This is a genomic window from Micromonospora polyrhachis (assembly GCF_014203835.1).
GTDB lineage: Bacteria > Actinomycetota > Actinomycetes > Mycobacteriales > Micromonosporaceae > Micromonospora_H > Micromonospora_H polyrhachis.
The window spans coordinates 6,059,042-6,074,058 of the sequence record NZ_JACHJW010000001.1; the positions used below are offsets into that span (position 1 = coordinate 6,059,042).

Here is a 15,017-nt window from a genome sequence, read left to right on the forward strand (position 1 = left end):
CTGGCCGCGACTGTCAGTCGGTAGCGAGTCTCGGGTGGCGCGTCGGAGTCTTCTTCGGCGAGGGTTCCCCGGTGCCGGTGCCGGTGCCGGTGCCGGTGACAGGGTTGATGATCGGTTCGATCAGTTCGGTGAGCCGATGGCGCTGCTCCGGGGCCAGTTGGTCGGTTGCCGGCAGCAGCGCGGCCCGGACCTCGCCGTAGATCCGCTCGGTCAGTTCGAGTCCGGTCGCGGTGAGGAATACGTCAACGGCTCGGCGGTCCTCGGCGCTCCTGCCACGTGCGAGCAGCCCTCGGCGCTCGGCGCGGTCGATCAGGCCGGACATCGTCGACTTGTCCAGCCCGAGGAACGTGGCCAACTCGGTCATCCGTGGCCTGCGATCGCGCAGCAGACCAAGGACCCGCAGTTGCGTCAACGACAGATCGTGCTCGGCACCGACCCGGGTGAGCACACCCATCACCTGAAAGGCGTTGCGGACGAGAGCGTCCAGGAGCGGATCCGTGGACGCGTCAACGGGCGCATCGGTGGTCATGTCCGTATGCTAGTTGACATGGTTCGTAATGCCAACCAAAGTGGTCGGAGGTTGGTAAGACGAACTACTTGGCGGAGGTCATCATGCTTGTCACCGCTCTGGCAATGCCCGATCCGCTGGTCCGCCGGGATTCGTAGCGGTCGCCCGCCTCCGTGACCGCGCTGATCGGGCGCCTGCTCGCCGCTCTCATGATCCTGCTGCACTCCGTCGGTCGGTCCTCGTGCGCGACCGTCGCCGCGCTCGCCGTACTCCTTCTGGTCGCTATTTCCTGGCGTGCCAGTCCAGGCGGGCGGCCGGTTGCACCCTTCGGTCGGGCTGGTCGCTGTGTCCGTGCGGATTCCCGAATCGCGTCACGGCCTCCGGTGTCTCCCCCGTCGAATCCGACCTGCTCCCGGTCGGAGCTGGATCCACCGACCCGCATGCCGTCGGTGACGTCGCCGGCCCGATTCCCCTCGGTGACGTCATCGACTCGAATCCTCTCGGCCACGTCTTCGGCCTTCCGGCTGCGGCTTCCGCCCTCGTGGCATCGCCACGCGGCGCCCCGCCGCCACCCTGACCGCAACCGCCACCCTCGCTCGCGGTGACTCGGCAGGCCGGGCATTGGCCGAGTAGCGAGCCATCCACCCTTGACATCGTTTGTAATGCCAACCATCATCGCTCTTGTTGGTAATGCAAACGACCTAAGGGGACCCATGTACGCCGCCGTCATCACCACCTTCGACGCCCCACCGACCTACCGTGAGCACCCCGAACCGGTCGCCACCAGCGAGAACGCGATGGTCGTGGAGGTTCTCGCGGCCGGACTGCACCATCTGACGAGGGCGAAGGCCGACGGTTCGCACTACTCCAGCAGCGGCGTACTACCGCTCGTTCCCGGCGTCGATGGCGTCGTGCGCGACAGCCAGGGGCGGCTTCGCTATGCGGCGCTGGACGACACGGCCATGGGCACGTTCGCCGAACGAACGGTGATCGATCCGCGCCGCAGCGTTCTTCTACCGGACGACATCGATCCCGTGCAGATCGCCGCCGCGATGAACCCCGGGATGTCCTCATGGGTCGCGCTGCGCCGCCGCATCGACTTTCCGAAGGGGCAGCGGGTCCTCGTGCTCGGTGCTACCGGCAGCGCCGGACGGATGGCGGTCCAGATCGCCAAGCGATTCGGTGCAGCCCAGGTGATCGCCGCCGGCCGCGACGCCGCGCGCCTGGCCACGTTGCCCGCGCTTGGCGCGGATGAGGCGATCACGTTCGACCAGATCGAGCAGGCGGCCGACGTCGATGTCGTCCTCGACTACGTCTGGGGCGAACCCGCCGGCCAGGCCATGATCCAGCTGCTCACCGCTCGTACCGACCGCAGCGTCCCGCTGACCTGGATCGAGATCGGTTCGATCGCTGGCGACCTCGCACGGGTCCCGTCCGCCGCCCTGCGCGGTGCCCGGCTACAGATCGTCGGCAGCGGCATCGGCTCCGTCTCCCCCCGCGACTTCATGGCAGAACTGCCGGAGCTGGCCACCGCGGTGGCCGAAGGCGCGATCGAGGTACGGGCCCGCCGCACGCCACTCGTGGAGATCTCACAGGTGTGGACCGCCGAGACGGACGAGCGCGTCGTCCTGGTGCCGTAGTTCCACTGAAGAAACGCCCACTGTGGCCGCCACGACGGGCGGTCTTCCGAGAACTGCCCGGCCAGACGTCGAAGCCTCACCTGCCGTCCGGCCGGGCGACCGTACCAACAGGGAGTGGTTCGTGCAGAAGCGTGCATTGGTCGTGGGATCGGGGATCGCGGGCATGGCCACGGCGATCGGGCTACGCCGGGCCGGCTGGATGCCGGTAATCATCGAGCGGGCTCCAGAGCGCCGAACCGGCGGCTATTTCATCGGCTTGCTACCCGACGGCAAGCAAGCGGCCGACGACCTCGGCATCACCGACTACCTGCACACCCGTACGCCAGATAGCGGGACCGTGTGGTCCCTGAACCGGGACGGGGCCCGCAAACCCGGTTTGGGTTTTCTCGACCAGCCCGGACGGCCGAGCGCGGTACTGCGCGGTGACATCGAAGCCGCGCTCTGGCGCGGGGTCACCGAGCCGACACCGGGGGAGAGCGACATCGAGGTCCGCTACGCCACCACACCCACCGAGATCGTCGAGGGCTACGACCGCGTGGCGGTACGGCTCGACGCCGCCGCCACCGGCACCCGGTACGACGAGTACTTCGACCTCGTCGTCGGCGCGGACGGGCTGCGCTCACGCGTGCGCCGGATCGTGTTCGGCCCACACGAGCGCTTCATGACGAACTGGAACGCGATGATCTGTGCAGTCCAGTTGTCCGAGCAGGTACCCGGCTACGCGCCGCAGGACAGCATCATCAGCGCCCGTGCCAAGCGGGCGGCGTGGGTGTTCGCGCTGGCCGACCGAGCGCCGACGGCGCTCCTGACCTACTGCACCAAGGACGTCAACGCCGAATTCACCGACGAGCCAGTCGCACGTCTGCGCGCGGTCTACCGGGGCATGGACGATCCCGTGGTGCGGCACGTCCTGGACTCCCTGCCGCAGGCCACCGACTATCTGTTCGACTCGGTGCACCAGGTACGGATGCCTCAATGGCACCAGGGACGGGTGATACTGCTCGGTGATGCGGCATGGTGCCTGAACCTCTACTCGGGAATGGGAGCCAGCGCCTCCCTCAAGGGCGGCGCTGAACTCGGCCGGGCACTGCGAGAGAACCCCGACGACATCCACGCCGCCCTGGCCATCTGGGAAGCCCGACTGCGCCCGTTCATCGCCAAGCACCAGCGCACCGCCCGCCTGAAGCAGCAGATGCTGGTCCCGACGAACCGCTGTTTCGCGGCGGTGCGCTCGCTCGTCGTGGCCCTCGGCGCCAGGCTCCGCCGTCGCGCGGTCGCCCGGGAGGCCAGCCGGCGGGACACCTGACCGAGCCTGGCGGTGCGGACGTCAAGGAGCATTTGATACCGCAGCCGCACCGAATTCTCCGATTCGCGTTTCTCCATATCCGAGAATTGTGTCGTCCCTGACATATGAGGGCACGTGTGATATTCGAATTCGTCGACAATTCCCTTGTCGCTGGTGCTGTCCTACAGTCGTTCCTGCCGGCCGGTGCGAAAGTCTGATAGTCACGGACGAAGGGAACCGAATGGCAGCCATGGTGCAACCACGCGTATGCCGCTCGGCGGGTCGACTCCTCCTCGCCGCGCTGTTGACGGCGCTGATGACGATTTCCGCGAGCGGTACCGCCATTGCCGACAGTGGGTCCGACCGTGGTGTCGGGATCCTCACCCCCAGGGACGTCTACATGATGGACTACCCGGGGGACACCGCTCTTGAGCCGAACTCCTCGGGGCCGCCCTACTGGAACAGTCCCGACGTCAGGGTGTGCCCCACCACGGCCCCCTGCTCGCCCGGCCTTACCGCGCCCGCCTACACGACCAACTACATACAGGTGACCTTGCGGAACCCGGGGCCGTACGGATCGGGCACCGACGTTGGCACCCTGCGGGTCTACTTCACCACCTCGGGAGGTGCCGCGATCTGGCCGCTCGACTGGACGCACCTCAACTCGGCGATGGTGACGGTACCGCCCGGGGTGATGACCGTGGTGCTGCCGTGGACCACCCCGGGTCCCGGACTCGTCTCCACGCTGTACCGCTGGGTGTCGACGGACGACCCGATGCTCTACGAGGGGCCGGACACGTACGACAACGCGCGGTTCAACAACAACGTAGCCTGGAAGAACTTCTCCGTCGTCTGATGGAGTCTGCGCCGAGTTGAAAACGGGCCACTCCCACACCCTCGGTGTCGGCACCGCCGACCCGCTCTAGCGCGAGTAAAAGTAGCCGTTCGAAAGCGCCTATCGCGACAGCGTCCGCCGCCCCGACAAACAGTACGGGCGGCGGACGCGTCAGTGGCGGGGAGGTGAACTGGTCAGTCGTCGGACGGCATCCAGTAGACGGAGACGGCATGCAGGGTTTCCGGCCCGTCGTTACGCACCTGATGGGGCACCCTGCTCTCGAACGCCACCACCTCCCCGGGCCGCACCACCGTCGCCTGGTCGTCGGCCCAGGTCAGGATGCCGACCCCGGAGACGACGATCCACACCTCACGCGACCGGTGTACGTCCAGGTCGTTCGACGTTCCCGGAGCGACCGACCAGCGGGCGACCTCGAACGGGGCAGGTGCCTCCGCCGGGTACGGAAGCAGCGCCCGGTGCACGGGTCCGCCCTCGCTGAAGTCGTACCAGTGCTCGAACTCGACAGGGCCGCTGGTCGTGGCCAGGTTGGTGCTCGACATGCCGTCCAGGTTGCCGACCACCGGGCTCGTACGTCTGGCGGCAATCGGACGCAGCGTTACCCGAGGCAGGGCAGACGGCGGCTTGCTGCCGAGAGTTGACGAGTAAGCTACGTCGATAGCCGTCGGGTAGCCGTTCGTTAACATATGAAGAGAGATGCCCGATCTGTCGCCTCGCTTCGGAACCCCGCCAACACCGGCCAAACCTGGCCGGTCTCCATTGCGACTCCATCCTCAAGGGTGGAGCCCGTAAGAGCACGTCCGCCAACACCGGCCGAACCTGGCCGGTCTCCATTGCGACCTGGTAGTCCGCGGCGGCCTGGTTGTAGATCTCCTTCCCAACACCGGCCGAACCTGGCCGGTCTCCATTGCGACGGTCAGCACGGTCACGGCTCCGTCCTCGCTGACCGCGATCCAACACCGGCCGAACCTGGCCGGTCTCCATTGCGACCGATGGGCCCCTGCACCGGGGAATCTTGGCGGATGGTCCCAACACCGGCCGAACCTGGCCGGTCTCCATTGCGACTCGAAGTGAGTTAACTGTTCTCGGCTGAGCTTGCACGGGCCAACACCGGCCGAACCTGGCCGGTCTCCATTGCGACATCCAACACCACCCTCTCGTCACCGACACCTGCGAAACCAACACCGGCCGAACCTGGCCGGTCTCCATTGCGACGGCTGGCGGCGTTGGTTGGCGTACCCCCGGCCAACCTCCAACACCGGCCGAACCTGGCCGGTCTCCATTGCGACGGCTTCTACGCACCGAAGGCCGAGGTGTACCGCAACGACCAACACCGGCCGAACCTGGCCGGTCTCCATTGCGACGTGGCCAGCGGCGTCAGCAACATGCGGGCCAACTTTCCAACACCGGCCGAACCTAGCCGGTCTCCATTGCGACTGGTTTCGCGACAGCTCACCCGTGCCGCCGCCGTCCACGCCCAACACCGGCCGAACCTGGCCGGTCTCCATTGCGACCCACGCCATCCGCAATCCCACGATCAGGACCGCGCCGACCAACACCGGCCGAACCTCGCCGGTCTCCATTGCGACTTGGTTACCCGCCCGTACTTGTCGACTACCTCAGCGGCCCAACACCGGCCGAACCTGGCCGGTCTCCATTGCGACGGCGGCTTCGCGTGCTCGCTGGGCGAGGCGGGCGCGGGCCAACGCCGGCCGAACCTGGCCGGTCTCCATTGCGACCGTCGGCATGGCCCCCGAGGTCACCTACGGCACCTACGTCCAACACCGGCCGAACCTGGCCGGTCTCCATTGGGATTCGCTTGTGTAGACGCCGATGCGGAAGCCCGTTGCCCGGTCATAACTGATCTTGACCGCTCATTCTCCGCTCGTGGCCTCGCAGGCACGTGCAGGGAGTTTGTCGTACCCGTCAGGTAGGTGTTCCAATGCCATCAAAGTTGACGGGAGTGATCATGTCTGGGCTTGTTGATCGTCTTATCTCGGCGGTTGGTGCTGATCGTCGGGAATCGGGGATCGGATTCAACGCCGTATACCAGCCGGTAGGCGGTCAGGGTGGAAAGATCATGCCGCCGACACTTCCAGTGCCCGACGATGTGAAGCGAGCTGCCCAGCGGGATGGGCGGTCGCTGCGTCCGTACCTGTTCGAGGAGCGTCTGATCGACGGCGAGCGACGGGACACGGTGGTACTCGACCAGGTACCGTCGCAGGCCAACCGGGTAGAGGAAGCGCTGCTTGCGGCGCGTGACACGGGTCGGCTCGACCTTCCGATGTTCGAGCTGCTGATGAAGGACGAGGGCATACGGCTGACGTCGCTGGACTTCCCTCACCGGTACGCGGACGCGTATCTGCGCGACAGTGAAGTGGCCGGCGTACGGTTCGACAGCAGCGAAGTGGGCCAGGCGCTTCGACTGGCAAGCGTGAATGACGTTCGGCCGCTGTACCGGCGGGAGCCGTACTCGTTGATCTTCGGTGCGTGGGATTCGCACCGAAAGGGCAGGTGGCCGAAATTCGCCCGGCTCTACTCCTCGATGATGTTCGGCACCGAGTGGCTGACGGGGGAGCGTCGCGCGGGCCGGTTCGATCCGATGAACATCACGGGTGCCATCGACGACAAGGCAAAAGCCGAGGGAAACTGGCGTTTTCTGCCCGAGGGCACCAAGGCGAAGGGCGGCAAGCTCAGCGAGATCGGGCACGGACACATCGCCCCGAATGCCTCGCATGGTGGGGTGACCGTACGGGAGGTGCGTCGGCAGGGCTGGATCTCGTGTGCCGGTCTGGAACGACTGCGCTTCGGTGACGCCTCACCGGAAGCCGCGACCCTGGCTCGGGCGACGCTGGCGGCGCTGGCGCTGGCGGGGGACCGGTTGGCGTTCGGCCGCCCGTCACTGTGGCTGCGCTCGGGCTGTGACCTGACGAAGGTCTCCGAGACCCTGTTCTTCGAGGTTGTGGGCGGTGCGCAGGAGCCGATCGAGGCAAGCAGCGCCGAGATTCTCGCTGCGTTCGTCGAGCTGCGGGACCGGGCCGCTTCCGCCGGCATCGTCATGGAAGCCGACGTGATCGAGGTGGCCCCGACCAAGCAACTGGCCGAGGCGATCCGGTTCGCACTCCGGTCAGCCGCCCCGGACGCCGGGGAGTAAGCGGTGGCGTTGAGCATCACCGTACGACTGCGGGATGGCCGTTACGACGCGGCGTTTCCACCGGATCGGGTGGAGTGGCCACCCCATCCGGCGCGGCTGTTCTGCGCTTTGGTGGCCTCCGCGGATTACGACACCGGTACTACGGAACCGGCCGGAGCCAGTGCCGATGATGTGGCCCTGCGTTGGCTGGAGTCCGCCGGGCCGCCGTTGGTGTTGGCGACCCCGAGGAGCGAGGTCGGTCAGTTCGTGCGCGAGGGATTCGTGGTTTCCAACAAGACCAAGGCGCCCGACAAGAAGAATCCATTCGGCGGCAGCACTGTCTGGCCGGGCCGGACGAACGGGGAGAGCCTACGTCGAGGTGCGCTGCCCGCCGATGAGCACCTGGCCTTCATCTGGCCGGACGCACAGGCCGACGACGCGACCCTGTGGCGGCTGACCCGACTCACCCGGCGGGTGCCCTATCTGGGTCGCTCGACGTCGAGCGCCGAGGTGCTGATCCACGACGAAGTGGTGGCACATCGTCCTACCTGGACGGCGTACCGGCCGACTCGGATCGGCACCCCTCGGGCCATCGACCTGCGCGTTCCATATCCCGGCTACCTAGACCAGCTACGAGCCGCATACGACGATGGGCATCGCGCGTGGGAGGTTTGCCGGAGCATCGCCTACCTCGCCGACGAGGATGCCACCACCGACGAGGCAGCCGACGAGACGGCAGCAGCGGGGGCGGTCGGGCCGTACCGGGATCTGCTGCTGTGGCCGATCGAGCGGGGTACGGTCCCGATCAGCGGAGACCGACTGCTCGCCGTGACGGAGATGCTGCGTCGGGCGGCGATCAGTCGGATCGCCGACCCGGTGCCGGCCCAGGCCAGCGGGCATGGTGCCGACGGTCGCCCGCACGTGGCGTTCGTGCCGCTGCTCGATGCCGGTCACCAGCATGCCGACGGGCACCTGTTGGGGGTCGGGGTCGCCGTACCGGTAGAACTGGCCGGGGACGACCGGTTGGCGATCCTGCGTGGCCTGCTCGGTGCCGACGGCGAGGATCCGATCCGGGAGTTGCGCGGCGGCACCGCTGGTCTGGTGCGGCTGGGTGACCCGACCGACCTGCCGTTGACGTGGGGCCTGCGGCCCGACCGGTGGACCGGTCCACCGAGCGGCGGACATCGCTGGGTCAGCGTCACCCCGGTCATGCTGGACCGCTATCCGGGGCGTCGCGACCCCGCCGAAGTGCTCGCCGACGGGTTCGTGACCGCCGGTTATCCCCGGCCGACGTCGGTGACACTGCTCGAACGCCCGATAGTACGAGGAGCGGTGCAGATGCCCCGTCGAGGCAGCCTGCCGGACAAGCGGGCTCGACGCCCGATCCTGCACTGTCAGGTGGAGTTCCCCACCCCGGTACGCGGACCGGTGATCGCCGGTGCCCTGCGCTATCTGGGCTGTGGGATGTTCGTGCCGGAGGTGTCCCGTGCCGGGCGTTGAAAAACTGTCCACTGCCGATTTCGCCGAGTTCGTCCGTGAGGTGCACGGGCGGATGGTCCCCACGCCGAGAGGCGAGTGCCTGCGGGAGCCTTTCCCCTGGCAACAGGCGTTGCTGGAACGCATCGTCGCCGAGGAGCGCTGGCCGGACGTGATCGACGTACCGACCGGGCTGGGCAAGACCTCGGTGTTGGATGTCGCCGTGTTTGTGGCCGCACTCCGGCCACAACTGGCCCGGCGTCGCATATTTTTCGTTGTCGACCGGCGACTCGTGGTGGACGAGGCCCACGAGCACGCCAGCCGACTGCGGGACGCGCTGCGGGTAGCGACGGAGCCGATCAGTCGCCGGGTGGCGGCCGCCCTACGTGGACAAGACGCCGACCAGGGGCAGAACCTCGACCAGGAGCAGCACGACGACCAGGAGCAGAGCGACGACCAGAGAGCCGGGGACGTACTTTCCGTCACCCGGATGCGGGGCGGCGTCACCTGGGACCGGATCTGGGTGGACCGGCCCGACCGGTACGCCATCGTGACGGGCACCGTCGACCAGGTCGGCAGCCGATTGCTGTTCCGGGGCTACGGAGTGAGTGAGTTTGCCCGCCCCATCGACGCCGCCCTGGTCGGCACCGACAGCCTGATCATCGTGGACGAGGCACACCTGGCGACCGCGTTCCGCACCACCGTCAGCGCGGCGATCGGGCTCGACTCGTGGCCACTCGCTATCCGCCCCACGGTAGTCACCATGTCGGCCACCACACCCGACGAGGAGGACACTGGGCAGCCGGTGACCGTACACGGCATCACCGCCGACGACGAACAGAAACCGGCGTCCGGCGACCGCCTCCGGGCGGCGAAGCGACTGCGGTTGACCGAGGTGAAGACGACCCGCAAGAAAGCCGAAGTGGACGTACCCCGGGCCCTGGCCGACCTGGCCACCCGGCTGGCGTCCCGGGGCGTGGTCGGCGTCGTGGTCAACACTGTGTCCCGGGCCAGGGCGGTCCGCACCCTGCTCGCCGGCACGGTCGAGGTGATCCTGCTGACCGGCCGCAGCCGCCCGATCGACCGGGAGATCCTGCTCGGCAGATACTACGACCGGATCAAGGTCGGGCGGGATCGCGCCGACTCCCGGCCCCTGGTCGTGGTCGCCACCCAGACCATCGAGGTCGGGGCAAACATCGACCTGGACGCGCTGGTTACCGAGTCGGCGTCGCTTTCGGCGCTGGTCCAGCGCCTGGGCCGACTGAACCGGCTCGGGCTGAGCACGACCCCGGCCCCGGCCTACGTCGTACACCACAGCGCCGTCGACGCCGACGATCCGGTGTACGGCCCAGCCCGGCTCGTCGCCTGGCAGTGGCTCAGCAGCCACGCACCAGTCGAACGCGCTGTCGACGTCGACGTAGACCCGGCGCTCGGGCTGGACGCGTCACCGGCCGCCCTACGGGCACTGTCGGCCGCCGCGCCGGCAGCGGCCCACGCCGGGCAGCCGCCGTACGTGCCGATGCTGTCGGCGACGACCCTGGACGCCTGGACCCGTACCTCACCGACACCGCACCCCGACCCACCGGTCGCCCCCTTCCTGCATGGCCTACGGGACGAGGTGCCTCCGGTCACCGTGCTCTGGCGTACCGGGCTGCCCCTCGACGAGCCGAACCGCTGGGCGTCGACGGTGGACTTCGTACCACCCGTCACCGAAGAGTCGATCGAAATCCCCGTACGCGAGGTCCGTCGCTGGCTGCTCGGCGAGGCCAGCGACCAACCGGTGGCGGACATCGACCTTCCAGAACCCGACGCGTACGACGAGCAGCCCGCCGAGGCGGCCACGGACCGGGACGTACGTCGTGCCCGGGACACGCAGGGGCGACCGCTGGTCCTGCGATATGTGGGGCGCGGCGTCGCCGAGGTGATCCCCAGCGGGGCGATCCGGCCCGGCGACACGATCGTGCTGCCGACCGAGTACGGCGGCTGCGACCGGTTCGGTTGGGCCCCGGCGAGCACCACCGGGGTCGTGGACGTCGCTGACCTCGCCGCCCGGCGCGGGAAGCCGATCGTGCGAATCGGCCCCCACCTGCGGCAACTCGCCGCATATGCCGCCAGCTTCGACCCGGTGCCGGGCCTGTCGAGCATGTCGCACCTCGCAGCCCTCGACGACCTGCTCGACTTCGCAGGCACCGACGACGCCCCGGCTGCGGTCGCCTACGAGAAGCGACTCAGGGAACTTGTCTCGGCGCTGCCCGAGCGGGAGCCGCTACGTGCTGTCCTGGCGGCGCTGCCGGGCGGGCGGTGCACGGTCACCGCGACACGTCAGGTCATCCCGTCAACCGGCGAGACGTGGGCCCCCGAGTTTCCGATCGTGCTGTCCGCCGCCCGTTCTCGGCGGGCCGACGATGACACCGAGTCGGCCAGTTCCAGTCCGGCCTATCCCGGCAAACGCATCACCCTCGATCGACACCAGACGCAGGTCGCCGCACTCGCGGCCCGGATAGCAGCGAACCTTGCGCTGCCCGAGCGGGTGGTGGCGAGTGTGTGGGCTGCAGCCCGATGGCACGACGAAGGTAAACGGGACAGCAGGTTCCAGGTGATGTTGCACAAGGGCCGGCATGCCGCCGCCCAACTCGCACCCGAACCCCTGGCCAAGTCGGGTATCGACCCCACCAACCGGGCCGAGGCGCGACGTGCCCGCATCGCCGCCGCATATCCGGAGGGGATGCGACACGAGGCGCTGTCGGCCCGGATCGCCGCCCTTCGCCTGGTCGAGCATCCGGATGTGGTGGATGCGGCGCTGGTCGTACACCTGGTGGCCAGCCACCACGGACGCAGCCGGCCGCTGCTGCCGCCTGTCGTAGACAAGCGCCCGGTCCAGATCGACATAGCGGGACTGCCGGTGATCGACAGCCAGGAAACCGTGGACTGGGCGGCCCCCGCCCGGTTCGCCGACCTGACCGAGCGGTATGGGCGTTGGGGCCTGGCGCTGCTGGAAACCGTCGTCCGGCTCGCCGACATCTGGTGCTCCATCAACCCGGAGGAGACCGAATCATGACCGCTGCGGTCGAACTCCCGGCACTCGATGGCCGGGACACCCTCGGTTTCCTCGCCGCGCTCGGTGTGCTGCGACTACTCACCGACGAGGCGAAGATCGAGACACGGTTGTCGTTCAGCGAGTCCAACGCCAACGCCATCCTGCACAGTCCACTCACCTCGATAGACGAAGTGGTAGACATCCTGGTACACGTCGTCGACCACATTCCCTCGGCTGGCGCGATTCCCGGAGTGCCGGCCGGGTTCCCCCAGCAGCCGGGCACTGGCAAAGATCCGATGCGCGTGCCCCGAGACCAGCTCCGGCGAACCTTCGCACAGCTCGCAGATGGTCAACGCGGCCCGGAGGCCTGTCGTTGGCTGGCGGCATTGCTGACAGACCTCGCCGCTGACCGCGAGGGACGGGCGGCGCTCACCCCGTATTCCGCGCCGGGCGGCAAACAGAGCGTGCGCTCCTTTTTTGTCAAGCCGCTGGAACTGCTACGCAGCAAGGAACCCGCCACGCTCGTCCGTGAGGCGTTGGTCCGCTGGCGTCGAGTCGACAACTACACGGGCGAAAACCTTGACCATCGGGTGCTCAGAAGCGCTGCCGACCATCCCAGCGGTGAATCCGTGCCGGCCGGTGTGCCCGGAGCCACCTGGCTGGCCATCATGGCGCTGCCCATGCTCCGGTTGACCGGCAACGGCACCAACCCCCAAGCCACCCTGTGGCATAACGTGGTAGGCAGCCGGCAGCCGATTATGGTCTGGCCACTGTGGCGACAACCCCTTGATTCGTACGCGGTTGTCGCGCTGCTCGAACACCCGGCGCTGCGCCCACGGCAGGGCACCGACGCTCCCGTGGTGCCCCGAGCCGGCCTGGCCCCCCTCGGCGTGTTCTTCGTTGGTGCCGCCGCCCGGCAACCCGTCAAAGGCGCAAAGTCAGCGGGCGTACTGGCACCGACCCGGATCAGTCTCGTTGACTGACCTATCCCTCGCAGTCGACGGGCCAAGGTCAAGCGGTTCGAGGAAGCACGAAGGAAGATGGTACTGCCACTGCTCCATAGCGGTTGGCGAGTTCATTGATAAATGAAGAGATACGCCCGATTTGTCGCTCAGGTTAGGAACCCTAGGCTCGCACGCCTTGAGCGGGGGGTTCCGAACCGCAAAATGTCCACAAGAAAGGCAACTCGGACAGGATTTGGTTATCGTAATTTTGGTGGCTGCCTATATTCGCAGCTCGCGAGCCCCAACACCGGCCGAACCTGGCCGGTCTCCATTGCGACGTGTATGCGCTGCGCACATCGTAGCCGCACACCCCGGCGCCAACACCGGCCGAACCTGGCCGGTCTCCATTGCGACCTCGGGGAGGTCTTCGGCGTTGGCCAGTACGCAGCATCCCAACACCGGCCGAACCCGGCCGGTCTCCATTGCGACCCGGGCATCAAGCGGTATTCGCGCCGACTGATCAACCCCAACACCGGCCGAACCTGGCCGGTCTCCATTGCGACGGCTTCGGTGGCCGACCACGACGGTCTCGCAATTGTTCCACCAACACCGGCCGAACCCGGCCGGTCTCCATTGCGACGCGGTGTTCGGCCCAGGTGCCGTGCATGTCGGCGACGCCAACACCGGCCGAACCCGGCCGGTCTCCATTGCGACCCGGTCGACACGGACGACGAAGCTGCCTTTGCGACGTCCAACACCGGCCGAACCCGGCCGGTCTCCATTGCGACCCGAAGTGGTACTGCTCATCCACCTCGAAAGCGCTGTCCCAACACCGGCCGAACCCGGCCGGTCTCCATTGCGACACCCACGCGCGCACCGCGCAAGAAGCCCGCGATCAGGTCCAACACCGGCCGAACCCGGCCGGTCTCCATTGCGACGTCCGCCTTGGACAGCCAGATGTTGACTGCCCCCCGGACCAACACCGGCCGAACCCGGCCGGTCTCCATTGCGACTTCACCTTCCAGGCCCGCATCCCGCCGTACGAGTTGCCAACACCGGCCGAACCCGGCCGGTCTCCATTGCGACGAGGCCGGCATGCCTTCTCCCCTCTCGCGCTGCTATTGCCAACACCGGCCGAACCCGGCCGGTCTCCATTGCGACTTGCCTCTCTCGGCCTCGCAGCGGGAGGCATTGGAGCCAACACCGGCCGAACCCGGCCGGTCTCCATTGCGACAGGTCGAGGAAGCCATCGATCAACTGACTGCCACCCTGCCACCCTGCCAACACCGGCCGAACCCGGCCGGTCTCCATTGCGACATGCTCAGCCACAGCGGCACCGGTTTCCAACCCCAGCCAACACCGGCCGAACCTAGCCGGTCTCCATTGCGACCATCTGGCAGGAAAGGGCATGGGCGACGTGCGCAGTACCAACACCGGCCGATCCTGGCCGGTCTCCATTGCGACACGATGGGCGGCACCTACGAGTCCGGGCCGACCGGCCCCAACACCGGCCGAACCTGGCCGGTCTCCATTGCGACGCCGTCGGCCAACACCGGATGAACCTGGCTGGTCTGCTACATTGTGGCCAAATGGTTGTGGTTTTACTACTCTGTGCTCGGAGCGTTTTTTAGCGCAACTCCGTTGCTTAGATAAGGGGATTTGTCGGAATTGGAGATCGCGTATTGTACGCGATTCCACAGTTTTGGCTGTAAGAGTTCTTCTGCTTCCCTTGGTGTGCAAAATTTGTATTCGAGTAGCTCGTTGTCGGTTGGCTTGAGTTTGGTGGATTGCTGGGAAGAGATTGTGCCACCATCGAAAATAAACATCAGACTATCGTCCCATGGGCCATGTGGTGCTACCCAGTCGATGGCAAGTATCTTCCGCACCTGAATTTCGAGACCAAGCTCTTCTCTTAACTCTCTTTCGGCGGCCTTGTGTGGAGGTTCATTGGCTTCGACCATGCCGCCGGGTAAATCCCAGTCTGGCTTGTAGCGTGGATTGACCAGCAGGATCCGGTTGTCCTCATCGCGGATTAGGACGTCCGCTCCTACCCGCTTACGTGCCTGCTTGGCGTTCCCCTCTGCAAGATATGCGTTCCATGCCGCCGGATCGCGTTGGTACAGGGGGCGGTCGTCGTTCAT

10 protein-coding genes and 2 CRISPR repeat arrays are annotated in these 15,017 nt (G+C 67.2%); of the genes, 7 read left to right on the forward strand and 3 right to left on the reverse strand.

Translation table 11 applies throughout. From position 1 onward, the window contains the following. Window positions 1-13: 13 nt before the first annotated feature. The gene (locus FHR38_RS26895) at window positions 14-529 is read right to left on the reverse strand and encodes a MarR family winged helix-turn-helix transcriptional regulator (protein WP_184537446.1); all 516 of its coding nucleotides are present in this window, start codon (window positions 527-529) and stop codon (window positions 14-16) included. Window positions 530-1,221: 692 nt separating this feature from the next. On the opposite strand from FHR38_RS26895, the gene FHR38_RS26900 reads away from it, so the two are divergent. The 3 genes from FHR38_RS26900 (at window position 1,222) to FHR38_RS26910 (ending at window position 4,289) form a co-directional block, all read left to right on the forward strand. Further along, window positions 1,222-2,148, forward strand: a complete 927-nt coding sequence (locus tag FHR38_RS26900) for a quinone oxidoreductase family protein (RefSeq protein WP_184537448.1) — start codon at window positions 1,222-1,224, stop codon at window positions 2,146-2,148. 121 nt (window positions 2,149-2,269) lie between these two features. Beyond that, window positions 2,270-3,454 (forward strand): FAD-dependent monooxygenase, encoded by a 1,185-nt coding sequence (locus tag FHR38_RS26905; protein ID WP_184537450.1) that lies wholly within the window; start codon window positions 2,270-2,272, stop codon window positions 3,452-3,454. A 229-nt stretch (window positions 3,455-3,683) separates the two neighbouring features. Beyond that, window positions 3,684-4,289 (forward strand): hypothetical protein, encoded by a 606-nt coding sequence (locus tag FHR38_RS26910; RefSeq protein ID WP_184537451.1) that lies wholly within the window; start codon window positions 3,684-3,686, stop codon window positions 4,287-4,289. A 173-nt stretch (window positions 4,290-4,462) separates the two neighbouring features. Here FHR38_RS26910 and FHR38_RS26915 read toward each other — a convergent pair whose 3' ends face one another. Beyond that, window positions 4,463-4,828 (reverse strand): cupin domain-containing protein, encoded by a 366-nt coding sequence (locus tag FHR38_RS26915; RefSeq protein WP_184537453.1) that lies wholly within the window; start codon window positions 4,826-4,828, stop codon window positions 4,463-4,465. 187 nt (window positions 4,829-5,015) lie between these two features. Then, window positions 5,016-6,101: a CRISPR direct-repeat array (repeat unit 37 nt; unit sequence CCAACACCGGCCGAACCTGGCCGGTCTCCATTGCGAC). Window positions 6,102-6,255: 154 nt separating this feature from the next. On the opposite strand from FHR38_RS26915, the gene cas7g reads away from it, so the two are divergent. The 4 genes from cas7g to FHR38_RS26935 are packed head-to-tail and all read left to right on the forward strand — an operon-like array spanning window position 6,256 to window position 12,915. Continuing rightward, window positions 6,256-7,440, forward strand: coding sequence for a type I-G CRISPR-associated RAMP protein Csb1/Cas7g (cas7g, locus tag FHR38_RS26920; RefSeq protein ID WP_184537455.1), 1,185 nt, complete (start codon window positions 6,256-6,258; stop codon window positions 7,438-7,440). Window positions 7,441-7,443: 3 nt separating this feature from the next. Beyond that, entirely contained in the window at window positions 7,444-8,919 is a 1,476-nt protein-coding gene (gene csb2, locus FHR38_RS26925; protein ID WP_184537458.1) for a type I-G CRISPR-associated protein Csb2, read from the forward strand. Further along, a complete protein-coding gene (cas3g, locus tag FHR38_RS26930; RefSeq protein ID WP_312882426.1) occupies window positions 8,906-11,953 on the forward strand; it encodes a type I-G CRISPR-associated helicase/endonuclease Cas3g in 3,048 nt (1,015 codons plus the stop codon). The genes csb2 and cas3g overlap by 14 nt, the downstream gene beginning before the upstream one ends. Next, window positions 11,950-12,915: a type I-G CRISPR-associated protein, Cas3-extension family gene (locus tag FHR38_RS26935; RefSeq protein ID WP_184537460.1), complete on the forward strand. Its 966-nt coding sequence runs from the start codon at window positions 11,950-11,952 to the stop codon at window positions 12,913-12,915. Before cas3g ends, FHR38_RS26935 begins: the two co-directional genes overlap by 4 nt. 262 nt (window positions 12,916-13,177) lie before the next feature. Continuing rightward, window positions 13,178-14,414: direct repeats of the CRISPR family, unit length 37 nt; unit sequence CCAACACCGGCCGAACCTGGCCGGTCTCCATTGCGAC. 66 nt (window positions 14,415-14,480) lie between these two features. On the opposite strand, the gene FHR38_RS26940 is transcribed toward FHR38_RS26935, so the two are convergent. Next, window positions 14,481-15,017: an NUDIX domain-containing protein gene (locus FHR38_RS26940; protein ID WP_184537462.1), complete on the reverse strand. Its 537-nt coding sequence runs from the start codon at window positions 15,015-15,017 to the stop codon at window positions 14,481-14,483.